Source organism: Microvirga mediterraneensis (assembly GCF_013520865.1).
In the GTDB taxonomy this organism is placed as follows: Bacteria; Pseudomonadota; Alphaproteobacteria; order Rhizobiales; family Beijerinckiaceae; genus Microvirga; species Microvirga mediterraneensis.
The window spans coordinates 872,466-890,194 of record NZ_JACDXJ010000001.1 but is presented as its reverse complement, the minus strand read 5'-3'; the positions used below and the strand labels follow the sequence as shown (position 1 = coordinate 890,194).

Annotated in this window: 11 protein-coding genes; 6 read left to right on the top strand and 5 right to left on the bottom strand. The window is 64.3% G+C overall.

All coding sequences use genetic code 11. The features are described 5' to 3' along the window. Window positions 1–83: 83 nt before the first annotated feature. Both H0S73_RS04215 and H0S73_RS04210 read right to left on the bottom strand, forming a co-directional pair. On the bottom strand, window positions 84–1,022 hold the full coding sequence (locus H0S73_RS04215; protein ID WP_181050982.1) for an MBL fold metallo-hydrolase: 939 nt from the start codon (window positions 1,020–1,022) through the stop codon (window positions 84–86). A 94-nt stretch (window positions 1,023–1,116) separates the two neighbouring features. Next, entirely contained in the window at window positions 1,117–3,663 is a 2,547-nt protein-coding gene (locus H0S73_RS04210) for an ABC transporter ATP-binding protein/permease (protein ID WP_181050981.1), read from the bottom strand. Between the two features lie 409 nt (window positions 3,664–4,072). Here H0S73_RS04210 and H0S73_RS04205 point away from each other — a divergent pair, with 409 nt between their 5' ends. The 3 genes from H0S73_RS04205 (at window position 4,073) to H0S73_RS04195 (ending at window position 5,864) form a co-directional block, all read left to right on the top strand. Then, a complete protein-coding gene (locus tag H0S73_RS04205) occupies window positions 4,073–4,627 on the top strand; it encodes a tetratricopeptide repeat protein (RefSeq protein WP_181050980.1) in 555 nt (184 codons plus the stop codon). A 64-nt stretch (window positions 4,628–4,691) separates the two neighbouring features. Then, window positions 4,692–5,189 carry an MmcB family DNA repair protein gene (locus tag H0S73_RS04200; protein ID WP_181050979.1) on the top strand — a complete coding sequence of 166 codons (498 nt, stop codon included), beginning with the start codon at window positions 4,692–4,694 and terminating at the stop codon, window positions 5,187–5,189. A gap of 117 nt (window positions 5,190–5,306) precedes the next feature. After that, a complete protein-coding gene (locus tag H0S73_RS04195) occupies window positions 5,307–5,864 on the top strand; it encodes a DUF6790 family protein (RefSeq protein WP_181050978.1) in 558 nt (185 codons plus the stop codon). A gap of 3 nt (window positions 5,865–5,867) precedes the next feature. On the opposite strand, the gene H0S73_RS04190 is transcribed toward H0S73_RS04195, so the two are convergent. Next, window positions 5,868–6,425 (bottom strand): ActR/PrrA/RegA family redox response regulator transcription factor, encoded by a 558-nt coding sequence (locus H0S73_RS04190; protein ID WP_181050977.1) that lies wholly within the window; start codon window positions 6,423–6,425, stop codon window positions 5,868–5,870. A gap of 82 nt (window positions 6,426–6,507) precedes the next feature. Continuing rightward, the gene (locus H0S73_RS04185; protein ID WP_181054234.1) at window positions 6,508–7,863 is read right to left on the bottom strand and encodes an ActS/PrrB/RegB family redox-sensitive histidine kinase; all 1,356 of its coding nucleotides are present in this window, start codon (window positions 7,861–7,863) and stop codon (window positions 6,508–6,510) included. Between the two features lie 231 nt (window positions 7,864–8,094). Here H0S73_RS04185 and H0S73_RS04180 point away from each other — a divergent pair, with 231 nt between their 5' ends. The 3 genes from H0S73_RS04180 (at window position 8,095) to H0S73_RS04170 (ending at window position 12,040) form a co-directional block, all read left to right on the top strand. Continuing rightward, window positions 8,095–9,357: a polyhydroxyalkanoate depolymerase gene (locus tag H0S73_RS04180; protein ID WP_181050976.1), complete on the top strand. Its 1,263-nt coding sequence runs from the start codon at window positions 8,095–8,097 to the stop codon at window positions 9,355–9,357. A gap of 76 nt (window positions 9,358–9,433) precedes the next feature. Then, complete coding sequence (locus tag H0S73_RS04175) at window positions 9,434–10,177, top strand: M48 family metallopeptidase (protein WP_181050975.1); 744 nt, start codon at window positions 9,434–9,436, stop codon at window positions 10,175–10,177. Between the two features lie 177 nt (window positions 10,178–10,354). After that, a complete protein-coding gene (locus H0S73_RS04170) occupies window positions 10,355–12,040 on the top strand; it encodes a methyl-accepting chemotaxis protein (RefSeq protein WP_181050974.1) in 1,686 nt (561 codons plus the stop codon). A gap of 129 nt (window positions 12,041–12,169) precedes the next feature. Here H0S73_RS04170 and H0S73_RS04165 read toward each other — a convergent pair whose 3' ends face one another. Next, window positions 12,170–17,500: a calcium-binding protein gene (locus H0S73_RS04165; protein ID WP_181050973.1), complete on the bottom strand. Its 5,331-nt coding sequence runs from the start codon at window positions 17,498–17,500 to the stop codon at window positions 12,170–12,172. Window positions 17,501–17,729: the final 229 nt, after the last annotated feature.

Here is a 17,729-nt window from a genome sequence, read left to right as displayed (position 1 = left end):
CTGCCTGATGAAGTGGCCGGCACCTTAAAACATTTTTCGTGAAAGGGGAGACCCGTTCAGGGAAACCGCGCCGGGCGCGGGCTTCAGGTCGCGAAATCCTTCAGGGAAGCGGGACGTGTCTCTTCGGCTTTCGCCGGAGGTTCCGGGCAGGTCGCGTCCAGGTCGTCTTCCAGCGGCTCGAAAGCGAAGCACTGGCGCTCGCGGGCCATGAAGGCCGTGGGCATGACGGCCTTCATCTCGGCCTCGGCGGCTTTCAGGAAGGCGTCGTCGTGACCGGGATAGAGGTGGAAGATCGCCAGCGCCTTCACACCGGCGCTCTGCGCCAGCTCGACGCCCTTCTGCCAGGTGGAATGGCCCCAGCCGCGGCAATAGGAATATTCGGCGTCGGAGAACATGCCGTCGAAGACCATCAGGTCGGTGCCGCGCACGAAATCAGCGAGGCTCGGATCGGGCCAGGGGTCGCTGTGCTCCACGTCGCTGATGTAGCAGATGCTGCGGCCCCGGTGGCTGATGCGGAAGCCCGTGGCTCCGCCGGGATGGTTCAGGAGGTGAGTGTCGATCCGTGTTCCGTCGTCGAGGACGAGGGGCTCGCCCGCTCTGAAGCCGTGGTGCTCGAACCGGGCGGGAAGCTGGCCGAGGCGCACGGGAAAGAGCGGCGGGGCGAAGATGCGGTTCAGGGGCTCCATCGCGCTCTCCCCTTCCAGATGGCCGCAATAAGTGCGGATCACCCGCTCCTTTGAGAGAAGCGCAGGCTTGAAGAAGGGAAGGCCGCTGATGTGGTCGAGATGAAGATGGCTGAGGAGAATGTCGATCTTCTCGGGCGCGGCGGCGCCGATTTCGGTGCCGAGAGCGGAGAGACCGGTTCCCGCATCGAGGATGAACAGGCGGTCTCCGCATCGAACCTCGACGCACGGCGTGTGCGAGCCGAACTCGACGAATTGGGGGCCGGATGCGCAGGTGGAGCCGCGTATGCCCCAAAACCGGACCCGCAACGCGTCAGAGGATGCAACACGCCTTACCATTTCAGGATCATGACCAATCGAAAACCCTGCTTATGTGCGCTAGCGCACATCGACAAGCTGCCCCCGAGCGGGACGGCAGGTCAAGGTAAATATATCACGCACTCAGCGCCTCGAGAGGCCTGGTGCGGCGATCCACCACCGGCTCGCCCCGCTCGAAATGGATAACCGCGTCGAAGGGCGGTTGATCCATCGACGGTGAGATCGACGGGGTGACGAGGATGAGCCCGCGCCCGACGAAGGCGCGGCGCAGGTTGGTGACGAGCCGGTCGGCGGCGGGACCCGACAGGCCGTCGAGCGCGCGCTGCACCACCAGGATGCTCGGCCGGCGCACGAGGCCCCGCACCAGATCGACGGCGGCCACTTCGCTCAAGGTGAGGTCGTCGCCCTGCGGATCCACCGGCGTGTCGAGCCCGATGCGCGAGACCTCGCCGTCGAGGCCCCGCTGCGTCAGCACGCGGCGCGTCACCTCCTGCACGGACGCGAGGGCGCCGGCCTGATCGGCCGCGATGCGCCCGAAGAGCAGGTTGTCCTGGATGCTGGCCGCCGCACAGAAGCGCTCCTCGTCGTAGAACTCGATCGAGGATTTCAGGCTCACCGGCAGCATCCGGGCGAAATCCGCCCGGGCGACGAGAATCTGCTCTTCCATGGAGGATTCGAGCAGACCCAAGCGATGCCGGCTCTCGTTGTAGCGCAGGGCAAGGCCGATCAGGCGCTCCCGGTCCCGCGAGGTCTGGTCGCTGCGCCGCTGCTCGTTCCTGCGGTCGACGAGGTCCTGGAAATAAGGGCGATCCGCCGCCGAAAAGAACGAGAAGCGCTCGAAGAGCGGCGACCCGTCCGGGATGTCGGAGAAGATCTCGATCATGCTCGTGGCGATCGACAGCCCCATTCGGGCCAGCGGCTTGGTCAGCTCGTTGGCTTCCAGGATCGCCCGGACGAAGGGGTGGCTCGACAGGCGGTCCTCCTGGAAGGAATCGCCGATGGGCTTTCCGAACAACAGGTTCTCGCCGATCGTCGCATAGCGGTTGTAGCGCGTGGCGCTGAAGGGATCGACGAAGCGGTCGAGCGCATCGGCGGCGAGCGCCGCCTGCACGGCGCGGCGCGCTTCCACGATGGCGGCGGCCAGTTTCGGCTCCTGTCCCGGATCGATGGTTCCGGACAGGCCGCGGGCATGAGTCAGGCGGTCGAGGCCCGCGACCCCGATGGCTTCGGAGAGACGGTGCTTGAGTTCGCTCTCCGGGCCCGAGGCGCCGTAGAGCAGGTTGTCCCGCAAGCTGCCCTCGATCAGCACCGTGTTGCCCGTGAAGGCGATGCGCCGGCTGCGTTCGACCGGATCGGCGGCCGAGAGCTCGACGCCGCCATAGGTGAGATGGCCGAAGGAGGGCGGAATCTGGCCGCTCATGAGCGCCGCGAGCAGCCGTGGCCCCGCATCCCCGTCGCCGACCAGGGCCACGTGGGACGGGAAGGCGATGTTCAGGTTGACCGAAGTCACCCGCGCGCCGCTGGCGGGATCGTAGGCCGAGACTCCTTTGGCCACGAGTGCGCCGCTGTCGGGCAGGACGGCCTTGCCCTTCAGGGCCGCGCGCAGCTTCAGCGGCCCCAGGCCCTTGCCGAGATCGATGAGCAGCGCCCGCGCCCGCAAGGTGAGCCGGTGCCACTGGACCACCTCCCGCGTCCCGTAGGCGGCCAGCGCCGCCGCGAGGACGCAGGCGGCCACCGTTCCGGCCGTGATGGGGCGCTCCTGCGAGAACCACGCACCGAGAGCCAGGATCGACAGGGGGGCGACCATGAGCACGGCCGCGGAGGCCGCCTCGGCCAGCGCCAGGCGGTATTCCCACCGCATCACCGGCCGATGGCTCAGCGCCAGCGCCTCGCGCACCCGGTTCCGCTCGTAGGGGGTCGTGCCGTGGGCGCGCAGCGCCGGGATGCGGTGCTCCAGATCCTCGAACACGGTCTCGGCCTCGTCGCCCTCCCGGTGCCGGGCGGCGGTGGCATCGAACCGCAGCAGGGAACGGCGGGCGCTCGCGATGGCGCCCAATGCCAGGACCACCGCCAGGGTGGCGCCCAAATGCCAGTCCATGACGAACACATAGGCGCAGGCAAGCCCGATCATGCCACCCAGCTTCACCGGCATGAGCAGGCTCGCGCCCAGGACGCCGCTTTCCCGCGCCAGTCCACGGCCCGCCAGCGCAGTCACCATGGCGATCTCGTCATGGGAAGCGGACGGCACCTTGAGAATCACGTCGAGGGCGGCCGACTGGGTTTTCATGAGCATCCTCAGGCCGATACCGACCACCAGCCATTCGAAGCCGACCAGGATGAGGCCGAGGAGAAGGGGAACGAGCAGGATGCCGGCGATCGAGGCCACCGCGAAGGCCTCGGGGCCCAGCAGGATGCCGGGGAACAGGACGATGGGATCGGGCCGGAGACCGGCCGGCGGCGCGATGGCTATCCGCAGGAAGGATGCCGGTGCGTCCCAGCCGCCCGCTCCCCCGGTCGCACGGTCGACGACGTCGTGCACGAGGTGGAATCCCACGAGGATCAGAAGGCCGGCCAGGGCCAGAAGACCAAATCCGACGAGATGGCGAAAAGGAGATGTTTTCCACGCCAGGCGCAGCGGATCGCGCTCCACGACAACTCCCAAGGACGACTCCAACGAACGGGTTTCACGTAACGTAGGTGGAACCTAAAGCATTTTTCGGCGAATGGGACGAGCCTGGCGGTTAAAAAGTGCGCTGCGGCACATGGTGGCCGGATGCGGTCGACGAAGGGGCTCCGGAACTGTGCTTGCAACAGGCACATAAGACGACATCCCCGCCGCGTCGTGGCCGGCCTTGTGCCGGCCATCGCGATGCGGAAAAGCGCGGCGTTTCAGGCCATCGAGAGCACGGGCTTTAAGCCGGTGATCCCACGAGACAGGCGGAAGGCGACGACGTCGGCCAGTCGCTTCAAACTTTGCCGGTCGGCCCTCTCGCCGCGCCGCGCTTCAACGCTATGTCACCCCCCTTGGAATCCCGCTCTGCTGCCTTCCAAGGAGGATCGTAAGGCTTTCCATGACGTCTCCTCTGCCGCTCGATTCGGTCTTCCAAACTGTCCTCGATGTTCCGAACAGAACACCGAGCCCGGATCTGCCGCGCCGCCTCACGGGGCTCTTCAAGGAGCTGGCCCTGCCCGAACCCACGCGTCCGGTCGAAGACATCGAGGACCAGATCTGGGCGCTGTGGGGATCGCACGAGGATCGCCTGGCCGAGGAGACCCTGATGGCCGCCGTGGAGGCCATCGGCTCGGGCTCGCTCAAGACCGCAAGGCCCCTGCTCGACCATCTGGTCGGCAAGCATCCGGAATGGGCGGAAGCCTGGAACAAGCGGGCGACCCTGGCCTCCATCGAGAAGCGCGACGCGGACAGCCTGCTCGACATCGCCCGGACCCTGCAGCTGGAGCCACGCCATTTCGGCGCCATCGCGGGCTTCGGCAATATCTGCCTGCGCAACGGCCATCTCAACGAGGCCCGCGCCGCCTTCCAGATCGCCCTGTCGATCAACCCGCATATGGACGATCTGCGCGACATGCTGGAGAACCTGTCGCCGCACCATCTGATGCTGCATTAAGGCGCGCCGCAAGCGCGACAATGGAGCCGTTGCGGCCTGCCGGCGAGAGCGTACCTTAGGCGCCATGTCCGATTCGCCTGCCATTCTGTCCCGCCCCATCGTCCTGCCCGTCGACGGCCGTCAGTCGTCCGTCGCCGCCGGCATTCAGCGCGGCGTGCGCCGCCTGTTCTCGCAGCTCGGCCATGTGACCTTGCCGGAATTCACGCTTGCCAACGGCAGGCGCGCGGATCTCATCGCGCTCGCACCCGACGGCGCGCTGACGATCATCGAGATCAAGTCGAGCGTGGCGGATTTCCGGGCCGACCGGAAATGGCCGGATTACGAGGATTTCTGCGACCGGTTCTATTTCGCCGTGCCGGAGACGCTCCCTTTCGACATCCTGCCCGAAGATCGCGGCCTGATCGTCGCCGACAGCTTCGGTGCGGCCATCATGCGCGAGGCGGCGCATCATCCGCTGGCCGGGGCGCGCCGCAAGGCCGTGACCCTGCGGTTTGCCCATTCGGCCGCTTCCCTGCTGCATACTCTGGCCGATCCGGACCGGATCGCGGACGGGCGGCTTTGAGGATTTAGGACGGCGATGCGGTCATTGCGGCCCCGCAATGACAATCGGGGATTTACGCCGGATCATGCTCGGCCATAATCCGCTTCACGCGCAGGCGGCGGGGATTGCGGGACGATCATGGAACAGGCGATCAGGTTTCTGCTCAGCAATTTCACGCTGACGCTCTTCGTCGTCGGGCTCATGGCATCGCTCATCGCCCTGCTGCGGCGCCCGCGTCCCTGGGATCGCGGGACGATCGTCGAGGCCCTGCTGTCGTGGTTCCTGTTCTTTTCGCTCGGAGTGAGCTTCTTCTATAACTTCGTCATGCACGTCTTCTTCTCCGAGATGGCTGCCGCGTTCATCGGGTGGCAGACCAGCCCGTTCCAGAAGGAAGTCGGCTTCGCCAGCCTCGGGTTCTCCGCAGTGGGATTCATGGCGTTCAAAGGCGGTCACGGGATGCGCCTCGCCGCCCTCATTGGCCCGGCCTGCTTCCTTTGGGGAGCCGCGGCCGGTCACGTGCAGCAGATGATCGCGGCGCACAACTTCGCGCCCGGCAATGCCGGCGTGATCTTCTACACGGATATCCTGCTGCCGCTGTTCGGGCTTGCCCTGCTCCGGATGCAGAAACGGACCGGAACGATCACGGGGACGAACCTGCGGACCGCAGCTTCTCCGCCCTGGCCTTCAAGGCAGTGAGCATCAGCGCGGGGCGCGCTTGGCGAGGATCCGCTGGAGGGTTCGGCGGTGCATGTTGAGGCGCCGGGCCGTTTCCGAGACGTTGCGGCCGCAGAGTTCGTAGACGCGCTGGATGTGCTCCCAGCGCACCCGGTCGGCCGACATGGGGTTCTCCGGCGGCAGGGCGCGCTCGCCGGGTTGGGCCATGAGGGCGGCATGGATCTCGTCCGCATCGGCGGGCTTCGCCAAGTAATCGAAGGCTCCCATCTTCACCGCCGTCACCGCAGTGGCGATGTTGCCGTACCCGGTGAGGATGACCCCGCGGGCATCGGGGCGACGGCTCTTCAGGCGCTCGATCACATCGAGCCCGTTGCCGTCGCCGAGGCGCATGTCGATCACCGCGAAGGCCGGCGGTTCGGTCTCGATGGCGGCCAGGCCGTCGGTCACGCTCTCGGCCACGCGAACCTGATAGCCGCGGCCCTCCATGGCGCGGGCGAGACGGGTCGAGAACGGCCGGTCGTCGTCGACGATCAAGAGACTCTTGTCGGCGCGATCTTCGAACGCGGCAGGCGCATCGGCCATCAGAAATTCTCCTTGCATCTGAGGATGAAATCCCTTCATGAGCGAGCCTTTCCGGCTCCTCTCTCATATGGGAATTCTTCCCCTAACCTTTGAGAGACGGCGGCGCGTCTCCCTGCGGCGAAATTGCCGCACCTCGTTCAAACGCATGACGGGGCCAAACGATCCGTGCGATGGCCCCGGAGCCCGGCGGCGCGGCATTCGTCAGAGTCAGTTCTGCGCCCGACCGCTCGATCAGGGTCTTGGCGATGAACAATCCCAAACCCAGGCCTCCGCCCTCCTCGCTGTCCTCCGTCCGCTCTGCGGCGCTGCGGGTGGTCACATAGGGCTCGCCCACCCTGAGCAGAATATCGGGCGCGTAACCGGGGCCGTCATCCCTGATCTCGATGAAAACCTCGTGAGGAGACCAGCAGGCCGCGATGGTCACACGGCTCTCGGCGAAGTCCGTGGCGTTGTCGAGGATGTTCGACAGGCCATAGACGACGCCCGGGTTGCGCCGCCCCATGGGCTCCGGTCCCTCGCCCCGCGCCTCGACCTTGACGTCGAAGCCCACGGCGCGCTGCGGCTCGACGATCTCCTCCACCAGATGGCTGAGGGAGATGGTCTCCAGGAACTCGGCTTCCTCCTCCTGGCCCATGGAGGTGAGCTTGGTCAGGATGGTGCGGCAGCGTTCCACCTGCTCCTGCAGGAGCTTCAAATCCTCCCCCTCGGGGCCATCCTTGGGCATGGAATGGCTCAGCTCCTTCGTCACCAGGGCGATGGTGGCGAGGGGCGTGCCGAGCTCATGGGCCGCGGCCGCAGCCAGGCCGTCGAGCTGGGAGAGATGCTGCTCACGGGCGAGCACCAGCTCGGTGGCCGCCAGCGCCTGGGCGAGCTGCCGCGCCTCCTCGGCGACCCGCCAGGCATAAATGCCCGTAAAGGCCGTGCCGAGCGCGATCGCCGCCCAGATCCCGGTCACGTAGAGGAAGGGAAGGCTGAGGTCCTGCCCGGGAAACCACGGCAGGGGCCGATGGGTGAGCACCAGGAGCGTCGCGCAGCCTATGGCGAGCAGGCCGAGCCCCAGGGTCCGTTCCGGGGTCAGAGCCGTGGCCGAGATCAGCACGGGCGCCAGGAACAGCATGGCGAACGGGTTCTCCAGACCGCCCGTCAGATAAAGAAGTCCCGTCAGCTGCAGGATGTCGAAGGCGAGGAGCGCCGTAGCGATGTTGTCGCTGAGCCGGTGGCTTGCCGGATATTGAATGCGCAGGAGCAGATTGACCCAGACCGAGGCACCGATGACCAGGAAGCAGAGGGCGAAGGGAAGAGAGAAGCCCAGGCCGAATCGGACCCCCGCGACCGCCGCCGCCTGACCGGCGATGGCGAGCCAGCGCAGGCGGACGAGCGTGTCGAGGCGCAGGTGCCGGGCATGGTGAGTCAGGCTTTTCTGGTCGATCTTGGACATCACCGGACAGAATAGGGCCGTGATTGTGTTCGCCAAGCACACGGTTCCGGCCTATTTTCCTACAATGTGCTTAGGCTCTTCCCTGGAACCAAAGTATGTAGCTCGTTTTCGCTGTGGAACAGATAGTCTGTTGCAATAATCTGAAGGAACTTTAATCTTAAAATTACGGTTGAGGATAAAGCCTACCGCATTATGCGAGAATCAGGCGCCCGGCCTTTTTTGGGGACAGTGATGAACTTTTCTTATGTTTGGTACGATACGGCGCATTGGCTTTTGAGTCCCGCTCGTGCCGCGTCCGATTTCACGAAGCATTTTTTCGACAATCCCGACAACCCCTTGACCAACACGCCCTATGGCCGGACCGTCTCGGCGGCCTGCGAATTGTTCGAGCGCACCACGCGGCGCTACGGCAAGCCCGCCTTCAACCTGCCGACCACCGTGATCGGCAACGAGGAGGTGGCAGTCACCGAGCGCATCGTCTGGGATCGTCCCTTCTGCCGCGTCATCTCCTTCGAGCGCGACCATGCCGGCGCCAAGGAGCAGCCGAAGCTCCTGATCGTCGCCCCCATGTCGGGCCACTACGCCACGCTGCTGCGCGGCACGGTGGAGACCTTCCTGCCGACCCATCAGGTGATGATCACCGACTGGATCGATGCCCGCATGGTGCCCCTGGCGGAAGGCGCCTTCGATCTCGACGATTACATCGATTACCTCAAGGACATGTTCCGGACCTTCGGCCCGGACCTCAGCGTCATGGCCGTATGCCAGCCGGCGGTCCCCGTGATCGCGGCCATCGCCCGTCTCGAGGCCGAGAACGACCCGGCCGTCCCGCGTTCCATGATCCTGATGGGCGGTCCCATCGACACCCGCCGTTCGCCCACCGCCGTCAACCGGCTGGCGGAGGAGCGCGGCATCGAGTGGTTCCGGCAGCACTGCATCACCAAGGTGCCGCCGTCCCATCCGGGTTTCTGGCGCGATGTCTATCCGGGCTTCCAGCAGCTCTCCGGCTTCATGGCCATGAACATCGACCGGCACCTGACCGCCCATTACGAGATGTTCAACCATCTCGTGGACGGCGACGGTGATTCGGCCGAGAAGCACCGGGAGTTCTATGACGAGTACCTCGCCGTCATGGACCTGACCGCGGAATTCTACCTGCAGACGATCGAGACGGTGTTCGTCAATCACGAGCTGCCGAAAGGCGAGATGATGCACCGGGACGAGCCGGTGGATCTCATGGCCATCCGGCGCTGCGCCATCATGGCGGTCGAGGGCGAGCGGGACGACATCTCGGGCGTGGGCCAGACCCTGGCCGCCCTGGACTTGACCCCCAACCTCTCCTCCGACAAGAAACTGTATCATCTGCAGGCCGGGGTCGGTCACTATGGCGTCTTCAACGGTTCTCGTTTCAGGGCTCAGATCGCTCCTCGAATCGTTGAATTCATTGAGAATCACAGCCGAGAACCAGCCCGGAAAGCCTCGTCAAGGGCCTGATTCTGTTCTTGATGCGTTCTTAGGAGCGGCAAACGGCTGCGCTGACAGAATCGACCTGTCGGGGCAGATTGCGGACATGAAATCCGCCCTGTTTCGCCGCGTTCCTGCGGACCCGCCTCACCTCAAAGTTTTCCATGAGGGCCAAACCTTCAAGGTGGCCCTCAAACGCCGTCCCACGGCCAAGCGAATCACGCTGCGCGTCTCCAACGCGACCGGCGAGGTCGTGCTCAGCATCCCCGAGCGCACCGATGTGGGCCTTGCCCAGAAATTCGCCGACAGCCACAGCCAGTGGATCGCCACCCGTCTCGCCAAGGTGCCGGAGCGGGTGCTCTTCGAGCCGGGCGCCCTCGTGCCCTTTCGCGGCGTGCCGCACCGGATCGTCCATTGGTCATCGATCCGGGGCGTGACCCAGGCCACCAGGGGCGGCGCGGGCGAGCCGATCATCGCCGTGTCCGGCGAGGCGTCCCATGTGGCCCGGCGGGTGCGGGACTTCCTCGAGGCCGAGGCCCGGAAGGATTTCGCCATCGCGGTCAAGAAGCATACGGCCCAGCTCGGGCAGCCGGCCAAGCGCATCACCGTGCGCGACACCAAGAGCCGCTGGGGTTCCTGCTCGGCCAACGGTGCCCTGAACTTCTCCTGGCGCCTGATCATGGCGCCGCCCTTCGTGCTCGATTACCTCGCCGCCCACGAGGTGGCCCACCTGCGCGAACTGAACCATTCCAACCGGTTCTGGAAGCTCACCTACCAGCTCTGCCCGCGCACCGACGAGGCGGAAGCCTGGCTCAAGACCTACGGCAGCGCCTTGCACCGGATCGGGTGAGGGGCGTTGCTAGCGGACGGGTTCCATCACCTCCAATTACCTTGTTTTCATTGGACAATTTATCGGTTTTTTAACCGGCGCCCCGCAGATTTTACGTTAGGGCAATAGACCTGACACTCGCCGATCCGGCCATTTCAGAGCCGGACGCCAAGGCAGGTCTGCAGGGGCAGGTTTTCAATGGCACTCAAGAATTTCTCGATTCCGCAGAAGGTGATTGCGGTCGTTTCTCTCATGGGCCTCGTCGCGGCCGTGATCGCCGTGGTGGGCTGGCGCGAGACGTCCAAGCTCAGGGACGCGATGGCGATCGTCGGCCTGCGCGAGGAGGCCGCGCGCGAGGCGATGGACCTGCGGGTCGACATCATCGCCATCAGCCGGATGACCTACCAGGTCGCGCAGCAGCCGAACAAGGCGTCCGATTTCAGCCAGGAGGCCGACCGCCGCACGAAAGAGATGCTCGAGCGGCTCAGGATCCTCGAAGGGGTCGCAGACGCGCAGGAGAAGGCCCTGCTCGACCAGATGCGCGTGGCCCTGGACGCCTATTTCGACGTCATCCGCTCCATGATCAAGGTGGCGGCCTCCGACAAGGGGAGCGATCGGGCCCTCATGAATGCCGAGGTCGAAAAGGGTTTGGCCGCACAGCGTAATGTGACCGACAATGTGAAGGCCTACAGCGCTTATACGGCCAAGAAGCTCGCCGCGATGCGCTCGGCTTCCGAGGAAGGGGCGAACGCGGCCATCAGGCTCCAGATCGGCGTGGCCGCCATCGGCATCCTCTTCGGGCTTCTGATCAGCCTCCTGATGACGCGGTTCAGCATCGTATCGCCCCTGCGCAACCTGACTTCGGTCATGCGGCGTCTGGCGAATGACGATCTCGCGGTCGCGCTCCCCTCCGGCAACCGCAGCCGCGACATCGGCCAGATGATCGAGGCCGTGCAGGTCTTCAAGGACCGTATGGTCCGGAACAAGGCCCTCGAACTCGAGGCGGTTCAGGCCCACGAGGCCTCCGAAGTCGAGCGCAAGCGGATGATGGTCGAGCTGGCAGAGACCTTCGACGGCGCCATCGGCGAGATCATCCTGTCCGTCTCGACAGCCGCCGGTCGCATGCAGGCGACGGCCGAGCAGCTGACGAGTTCCGCTCAGGCGACCTCCTCGCGGTCCACCGCCGTCGCGGCGGCGGCCGAGCAGACCTCGGCCAACGTGCTGGCCATGTCGAGCGCCACGGAAGAGCTCGGCGCCTCCGTAAGCGAGATCAGCCGTCAGGTCGAGCAATCCGCCGTCATGTCCCGCGAAGCCGTGCAGGCCGCGACCCTGACGACCGAGATCGTCTCGCAGCTGAGCGCCGCCGCCGACCGGGTCGGGGCGGTGATCGACATGATCTCGGCCATTGCCGGCCAGACCAACCTGCTGGCGCTGAACGCCACCATCGAGGCGGCCCGCGCCGGCGAGGCGGGACGGGGCTTCGCCGTGGTCGCCACCGAGGGGAAGTCGCCCGCCGACCAGACCTCCAGGGCCACCGCCGACATCTCGAGCCAGATCGCCGCGATCCAGGCCTCGACGTCCCAGGCCGTGGAGGCGATCAACGGCATCACCCAGCGCATCCAGGCCATGAGCGACGTATCGAGCAGCATCGCCATGGCGGTGGACCAGCAGGGGGCGGCCACGCAGGAGATCGTCTCCTCGGTGAACCAGGCATCGGCCGGCACGGGGGAAGTGACCGCCAACATCAACAAGGTGGCCGAAGTGGCCGAGGAGACGGAAGTGGCGGCCCATCAGGTACTGACATCGTCGTCGGCTCTCGTGAACCAGGCCGAGCACCTGCGCAACCAGGTCAACAACTTCCTGGCGACCGTGCGCGCGGCTTGAGACCTGTCGCTCATGCCGGCCGAAGGCCTGCACGAGCGACGAATCCTCTCAAGGCAACGACGTCGGCCGTGAACGCGAAGGGCGGCTCTTCAAGGAAGAGCCGCCCAATTCTTGCCGGTCCATCCCACGTCAGATGATGTAGAAGCTCGCGTGCGTCAAAGCCGGTTTCACGCCGTTCTCGTTGATGATGGCGAACAGGATCGGCTTGATGTCTTTCGACGCGCTTCCAGTGCCGTCCACGTCATAGAAGAGACGCCCGGTCGTCTGGTCGTAGATGATCCGATCGTCCTGATCGCGGGCTTCGGTCCCGAGCGCGAAGGCGTTGGCGGTGAGCTGGCCGAGCCCAACGCTGTTGAAGATCTTCTGCGATAGACAGATGCGGTCTCCATCCGCGAGGCTGAAGTCCAGGATCGAATCGGCCGCCGTCTTCATCACGGCCGTGTCGAAGACGAAGGTGTCCGCTCCTGTGCCGCCCGTGAGCAGATCGCGCCCTTCGCCGCCGTGCAGCGTGTCGTTTCCACCGGCACCGCTGAGGGTGTCGTTTCCGGCGCCGCCGCGGATCACGTTATCCCCGCCGTTGCCGACCACATCCTCTCGCCGCTGGTCCTCGACAGTGATGGTGAAAGTCTTGTTCACGGTCTCCAATCCGTCGCTCACGGCGATCGTGATCGCGAACTGGGAGTTCTGCTCGAAGTCGATCTTTGTCGCATCCTTGACCCGCAGCTGATCGCCCACGAGCTCGACGCTGCCGCCCGCATCATTCAGCAGGGTGTAGGTCAGCGTCGTCCCATTCGGGTCGGTGGCCGAGACCAAGCCGATGACATACCCTTCGGCGACATTCTCCTGAACGATAGTCTTGGAGAGCTGGGGGTCCGTCGGAGCCTTGTTGATGTCGGCTACTGCGATGGAAATGGTGCCGGAGGCCTGGCCGCCATGCCCGTCTTCGGCGATCACGCTGTATGTGAAGGTGGTGTTCTGCGAGACCTGGATGAGCTTGGGATCGCGAACGACGACCAGGTTGTTGACGATTTCGAACCGGCCATCCGCACTGATCAGGCCATTGGAGCCGTCCAGGGCCTGGCTGAAGATGTAGGTGATGGCATCGCCGTTCGGATCAGCGGCCGAAAGAGTGCCGACCTGACTGCCGGCAATCGCCATGTCGCTGATCGACCCGCCCGTCAACAGGGGCGCGGCCGGCGCAATGTTCCCGGCAAGAGACGTGACGGAGATGTTGCTGACCGGCTGACCGGCTGTCTCTTGATCATCGACGATGGAGATCGTGAAGTTCGTCGTCTGCGCTGAACCGACGGGCGCGATGCGATCGGCCGGATTGAACTTGAGCGCTTGGATGGCAGCCTGCACTTCAGCGGCCGTTCCGCTGACCGTATAGGTGCCGGCGTTCCGGTCGTAGCTGCCGATGACCCAATTGGTGAACTCGCCCTTGGAGGCAAGATCCATGGAGACGGTAACCGTCACCCACGCGCCGTCGTCCGTGATCGTCACGTTGCCGAAGGGCGACGCGAGGTCCGTATCGGCGATCGTCACTGCCACGGGAGTATCGACGCCGCCGATGACCGGCGCTTGGTTTTGCTGGATTTCGCGATGAACCGAGTCGACACTGATAGTGGTGCTCGGAGCGGTCGAGAGCCCCCCCGCATCCGTCACCACGATGGTGAAGTGCGAGGTCTCGACGCTGCCGTTCTCTGCGCCGGAGCGAAGGGCCGGATTGTAAAGCAGGGCGTGCACGGCCGCCTGAACGTCCGCCACCGAACCGGTGATCGTGAAGATTCCGGTCACCTCGTCGTAGACACCGCCATTGACCGGAACCAGAACACCCTTGTCGGCACTGTCCAGTGTGATCGTCACCGTGACGATATCGTTCGCGTTCGTGTCCCCGATCGTTACGCCCGAGAACGGCGCAGCAAGATTGGTTTCCTCGTCGTCGGCGATGGTCGCGACATGAACCGGCGCCTCCAGGGTGGGAGCGCGGTTCGTCGCCGTTGCGCTCACCGAAACGTTGGCGTTCGTCGTGGCATAGGCTCCGTCCCAGACGGAGATCGTGAAGTTCGTCGTCTCGACAGACCCGACCTGCGCGTCCGGGCGATCGGCCGGATTGAACTGGAGCGCCTGAATGGCGGCCTGGACCTCAGCGATCGTGCCGCTGACCGTATAGGTGCCCGCAATCCGGTTATAGGTTCCGATGACCCAATTGGTGAACTCGCCCTTGGACGCGGTGTCCATCGTGATGGTCACCGTCACTGTCGCGCTGTCGTCCGTGATCGTCACGTTTGCGAAGGGAGACGCGATGTCCGTATCCGCAATGGTCACGGCCACAGGGGCTTCAGCGCCTTCGATGATCGGCGCCGCATTCGGGAGCGCGCCGTGGACCGACTCGACGCGAACATTGGTGTTCGTGGCCGTGAGAAGGGATGCATCGTAGAGCTTGATGGTGAAGGTGCTGACCTCGACGCTGCCGTTCTCCGCACCCTGGCGCGTTCTCGGATTGTATTCCAGCGCCCTTAAGGCCGCTTGGACATCCTGCACCTTTCCCGAGATGGTATAGTAATAGTAACCGTTCACCGGATCGGTGTTGGACATGATGGTGCCGCCCTTGCCGGGGACGAAAACGCCCTTGGACGGATCATCGAGATAGACTCTCAGCTGGACATACGAGTTGTTCGCGGTCGCTTCCGGATCGTCGAGAACCACGCCGGCAAAGGGGGTCGCGAGGTCGTCCTCCTCGTTGTCCGCGATCCTCACCGTCGTGGGCTGCGCCTGAATGGTCGGCGCTTGGTTCGGCATCGTCGGATTGAGGGTGAAGTTCGTGTTCGTCGTGGTGAGGGAGCCGTCCGTCACCGTGATGGTGAACTTCACCGTTGCGGTCTTCAGGGCGTCGAACTTCAAAGCCCGGATCGCCGCCTGAACCTGAGCGGCAGTGCCGCTGACCGTGTATGTCCCGGCCACCGCATCGTAGGCGCCGGTGCCGAGATTCACGAACGTTCCGTAGTTCCGGTCATTCATGGCCACCGTCGCGGTGACGGTCGGGCTGCTGTCGGAGATCGTCAGCTTGGTGAAGGCCGCGATGGGACCGGAGACGCCATACGAGAGCGTATCCGATCCAGAGACGACAGGGGCCGAATTGGCAGGAGCCGTGCCGTGGACGGAGTTCACTTTGATGGTGCTGATCGGCCCACTCGACGCGCCCGCTGCATCGGTGACGGTAATCGTGAACTGCGTGGTCTCGATGCCGTCGGCGGTCCGGTCCGTCGGGTTGAATTTCAATGCCCGTAAGGTCGCCCGGACATCGCCTGCCCATCCAGTGACGGTGTAGATGCCGGTCGCGGCATCGTATGTTCCGCCAGTGGAGATCAAGGCGCCCTTGGCGGGAGAGTCCAAGGCGATCCTCGCCGTAACGACGTCGCTCAAATTCGGGTCGATAAGCTCGATGTTCGCGAACGGCGTCACCAGGTTCACGTTATCGGTGTCCGACATCGTATAGGCCGCCGTCGGCGCGATTAGAATCGGCGCCCGGTTCTGCGCCACCACATCAACCGAGATATTGCTGTTCGGCACGGAGGCGATGCCGCGATCGTCCACCACGCTGATCGTGAAGGAATCGCTTGTCATCGATCCGGCTGCGCCGGCTGACGTGGCGTTGGGCGAAGCGTTCGGGCTGAATTGCAGACCCCGTAGAGAAGCCTGCACGGTCGCGATGTCGCCGCTCACCGTGTACGTGCCGGAAAGCCGGTCGTAGACGCCGGTCCCCAGATTGCCGAAGGTGCCGAGGGCGTATCCGGGAAGCTGGTTCATCTTCACCGTGACGGTGACCCAGGACCCATTGTCGTCGATCGTGAGGCCCGCGAAGGGATTGACGATTCCCGTATCGGCCACGGTCACCCTGGTCGGGCCCGATGCGCCGAGAATGGTCGGAGCGCGGTTGCTGTAATCGATGCTGCCTTCGCCGACGAGGATCACGTTCTCGATATTGGCGAGCTTGAGATGATCGAAGCCGCTGACCGAGATGTAGACGGTATCGGTGCCGCCATTGGCCAGCTCCGTGACGGAATCCCTGAGATTGTCCACATAATAGACATCGTTGCCTGCACCGCCCACCATGCTGTCGGCACCGACGCCGCCATCCAGCGTGTCGTTGCCGTTCCCACCGTCCAACGTGTCCCTCCCGCTGCCGGCGAGAAGATGATCGTGACCGTCCTCGCCCTTGAGAAGATCGTTGTTGATGCCGCCGTCCAGGGTGTCGTCGCCGGTGCCGCCGACGAGCGTGTCGCTGCCGGAATCGCCCGTGAGCATATCGTTGCCGTCGAAGCCGCTGATGCTGTCGTTTCCGCCAAGGCCAAACAGGTGATTGTTCAGGGCGTTGCCCCTGACGGTGTCGCTGTACTGAGTTCCGACGAGATCGGCCGCCGACGAATAAATACGGTCCTCTCCGTATTTCGGGAAGCTCGAGTTCGGGACGTTGTCGTATTTGGAAACGTATCCTTGAGCCAGGTCTGCCGAGATGGCTCCGGCGATGTTCTTCCCCTGGGCATTGAGCAGGACGATCTGGTCGTAGCGCAGGGTCGTCGCCCCGTTGGCATAAATGAGATCGCTTCCCGCCGACCCGTAGATCACGTCGACGCCCGATCCCACATACAGCTCATCGTTGCCGGCGCTGCCGTACAGCGTGTCGTTGCCTGCGGCGCCGTCCAGCGTCGCCGCCTCATTGCCGGCCCTGAGAACGTCGCCGCTGTTGCTGCCGATGACATGGGTGATGGATTGGAGCGTATCGGTCCCTTGCCCGGTGGCGATGCCCGTCGCGAGATCGACCCGGACGGCGGCGTTGCCCTGGAAATACGCGATGCCGCCGATCAAAAGGTCGTCGCCGGCGCCGCCGATGAGGTAATCCTTGTCCCATTCATTGCTTCCGGCGCCCATCAGGGTATCGTTCCCTGCGCCGCCGTTGAGCACGAACTGGTCCAGCGTATCGGACGCATTGATGATGTCGTTGCCCTGGGAGCCGACGAACGACTCGATGTTCGCGTAGGTGTCGATCCCTCCCCAGCTGTCCTTGCCCGTCATGGACGCATAGGTCTGGCCATTATAGGTCCAGATGTCGGTCGTGAGATTGATCACGATGCCCGCGCCACCCGTTTCCGTCTCATAGGAAACGGTGTCGTTGTAGCCGTCGCCGCCGTCCAGGATATCGTTGCCGCGCCATCCGATCAGAAGATCGTCATCCTCGCCGCCATAGAGCTTGTCGTTGCCGGTGCCGCCTCGCAGCGTGTCATATCCGAGATCGCCATAAATCGTCGTCGCAGTGGTGGTGCTATGGCTGCCGAGATCGTTGTTGCCGGCATCGCCGGTGATGACGCTCGGATTTCCGGCGGCGGCCAGTCCGAAAGTCGTCACCTTCTCCGTCGCGGGCTCTTCGTCGGCTTCAAGCGGCCGAGTGATGTCCGACAAGACATCTCCCGTCTGGATAACAATAAGATCATCAGCAATTTTATCCATCGGAAGTCCCCTGTTCAAAAGACTTGTCGGTTAATTTTTTCTCGATGGATCATATGTGAACGGTTGCGATGCAGGTTCTATCCGAACGAACAGGTTCGGTAACGGCATGGTGCAATCTCTGCGTTTATTACGAAATATCTCTTATGAATCAATATAGTATTGCTTTTTACTTTTTCGCAAA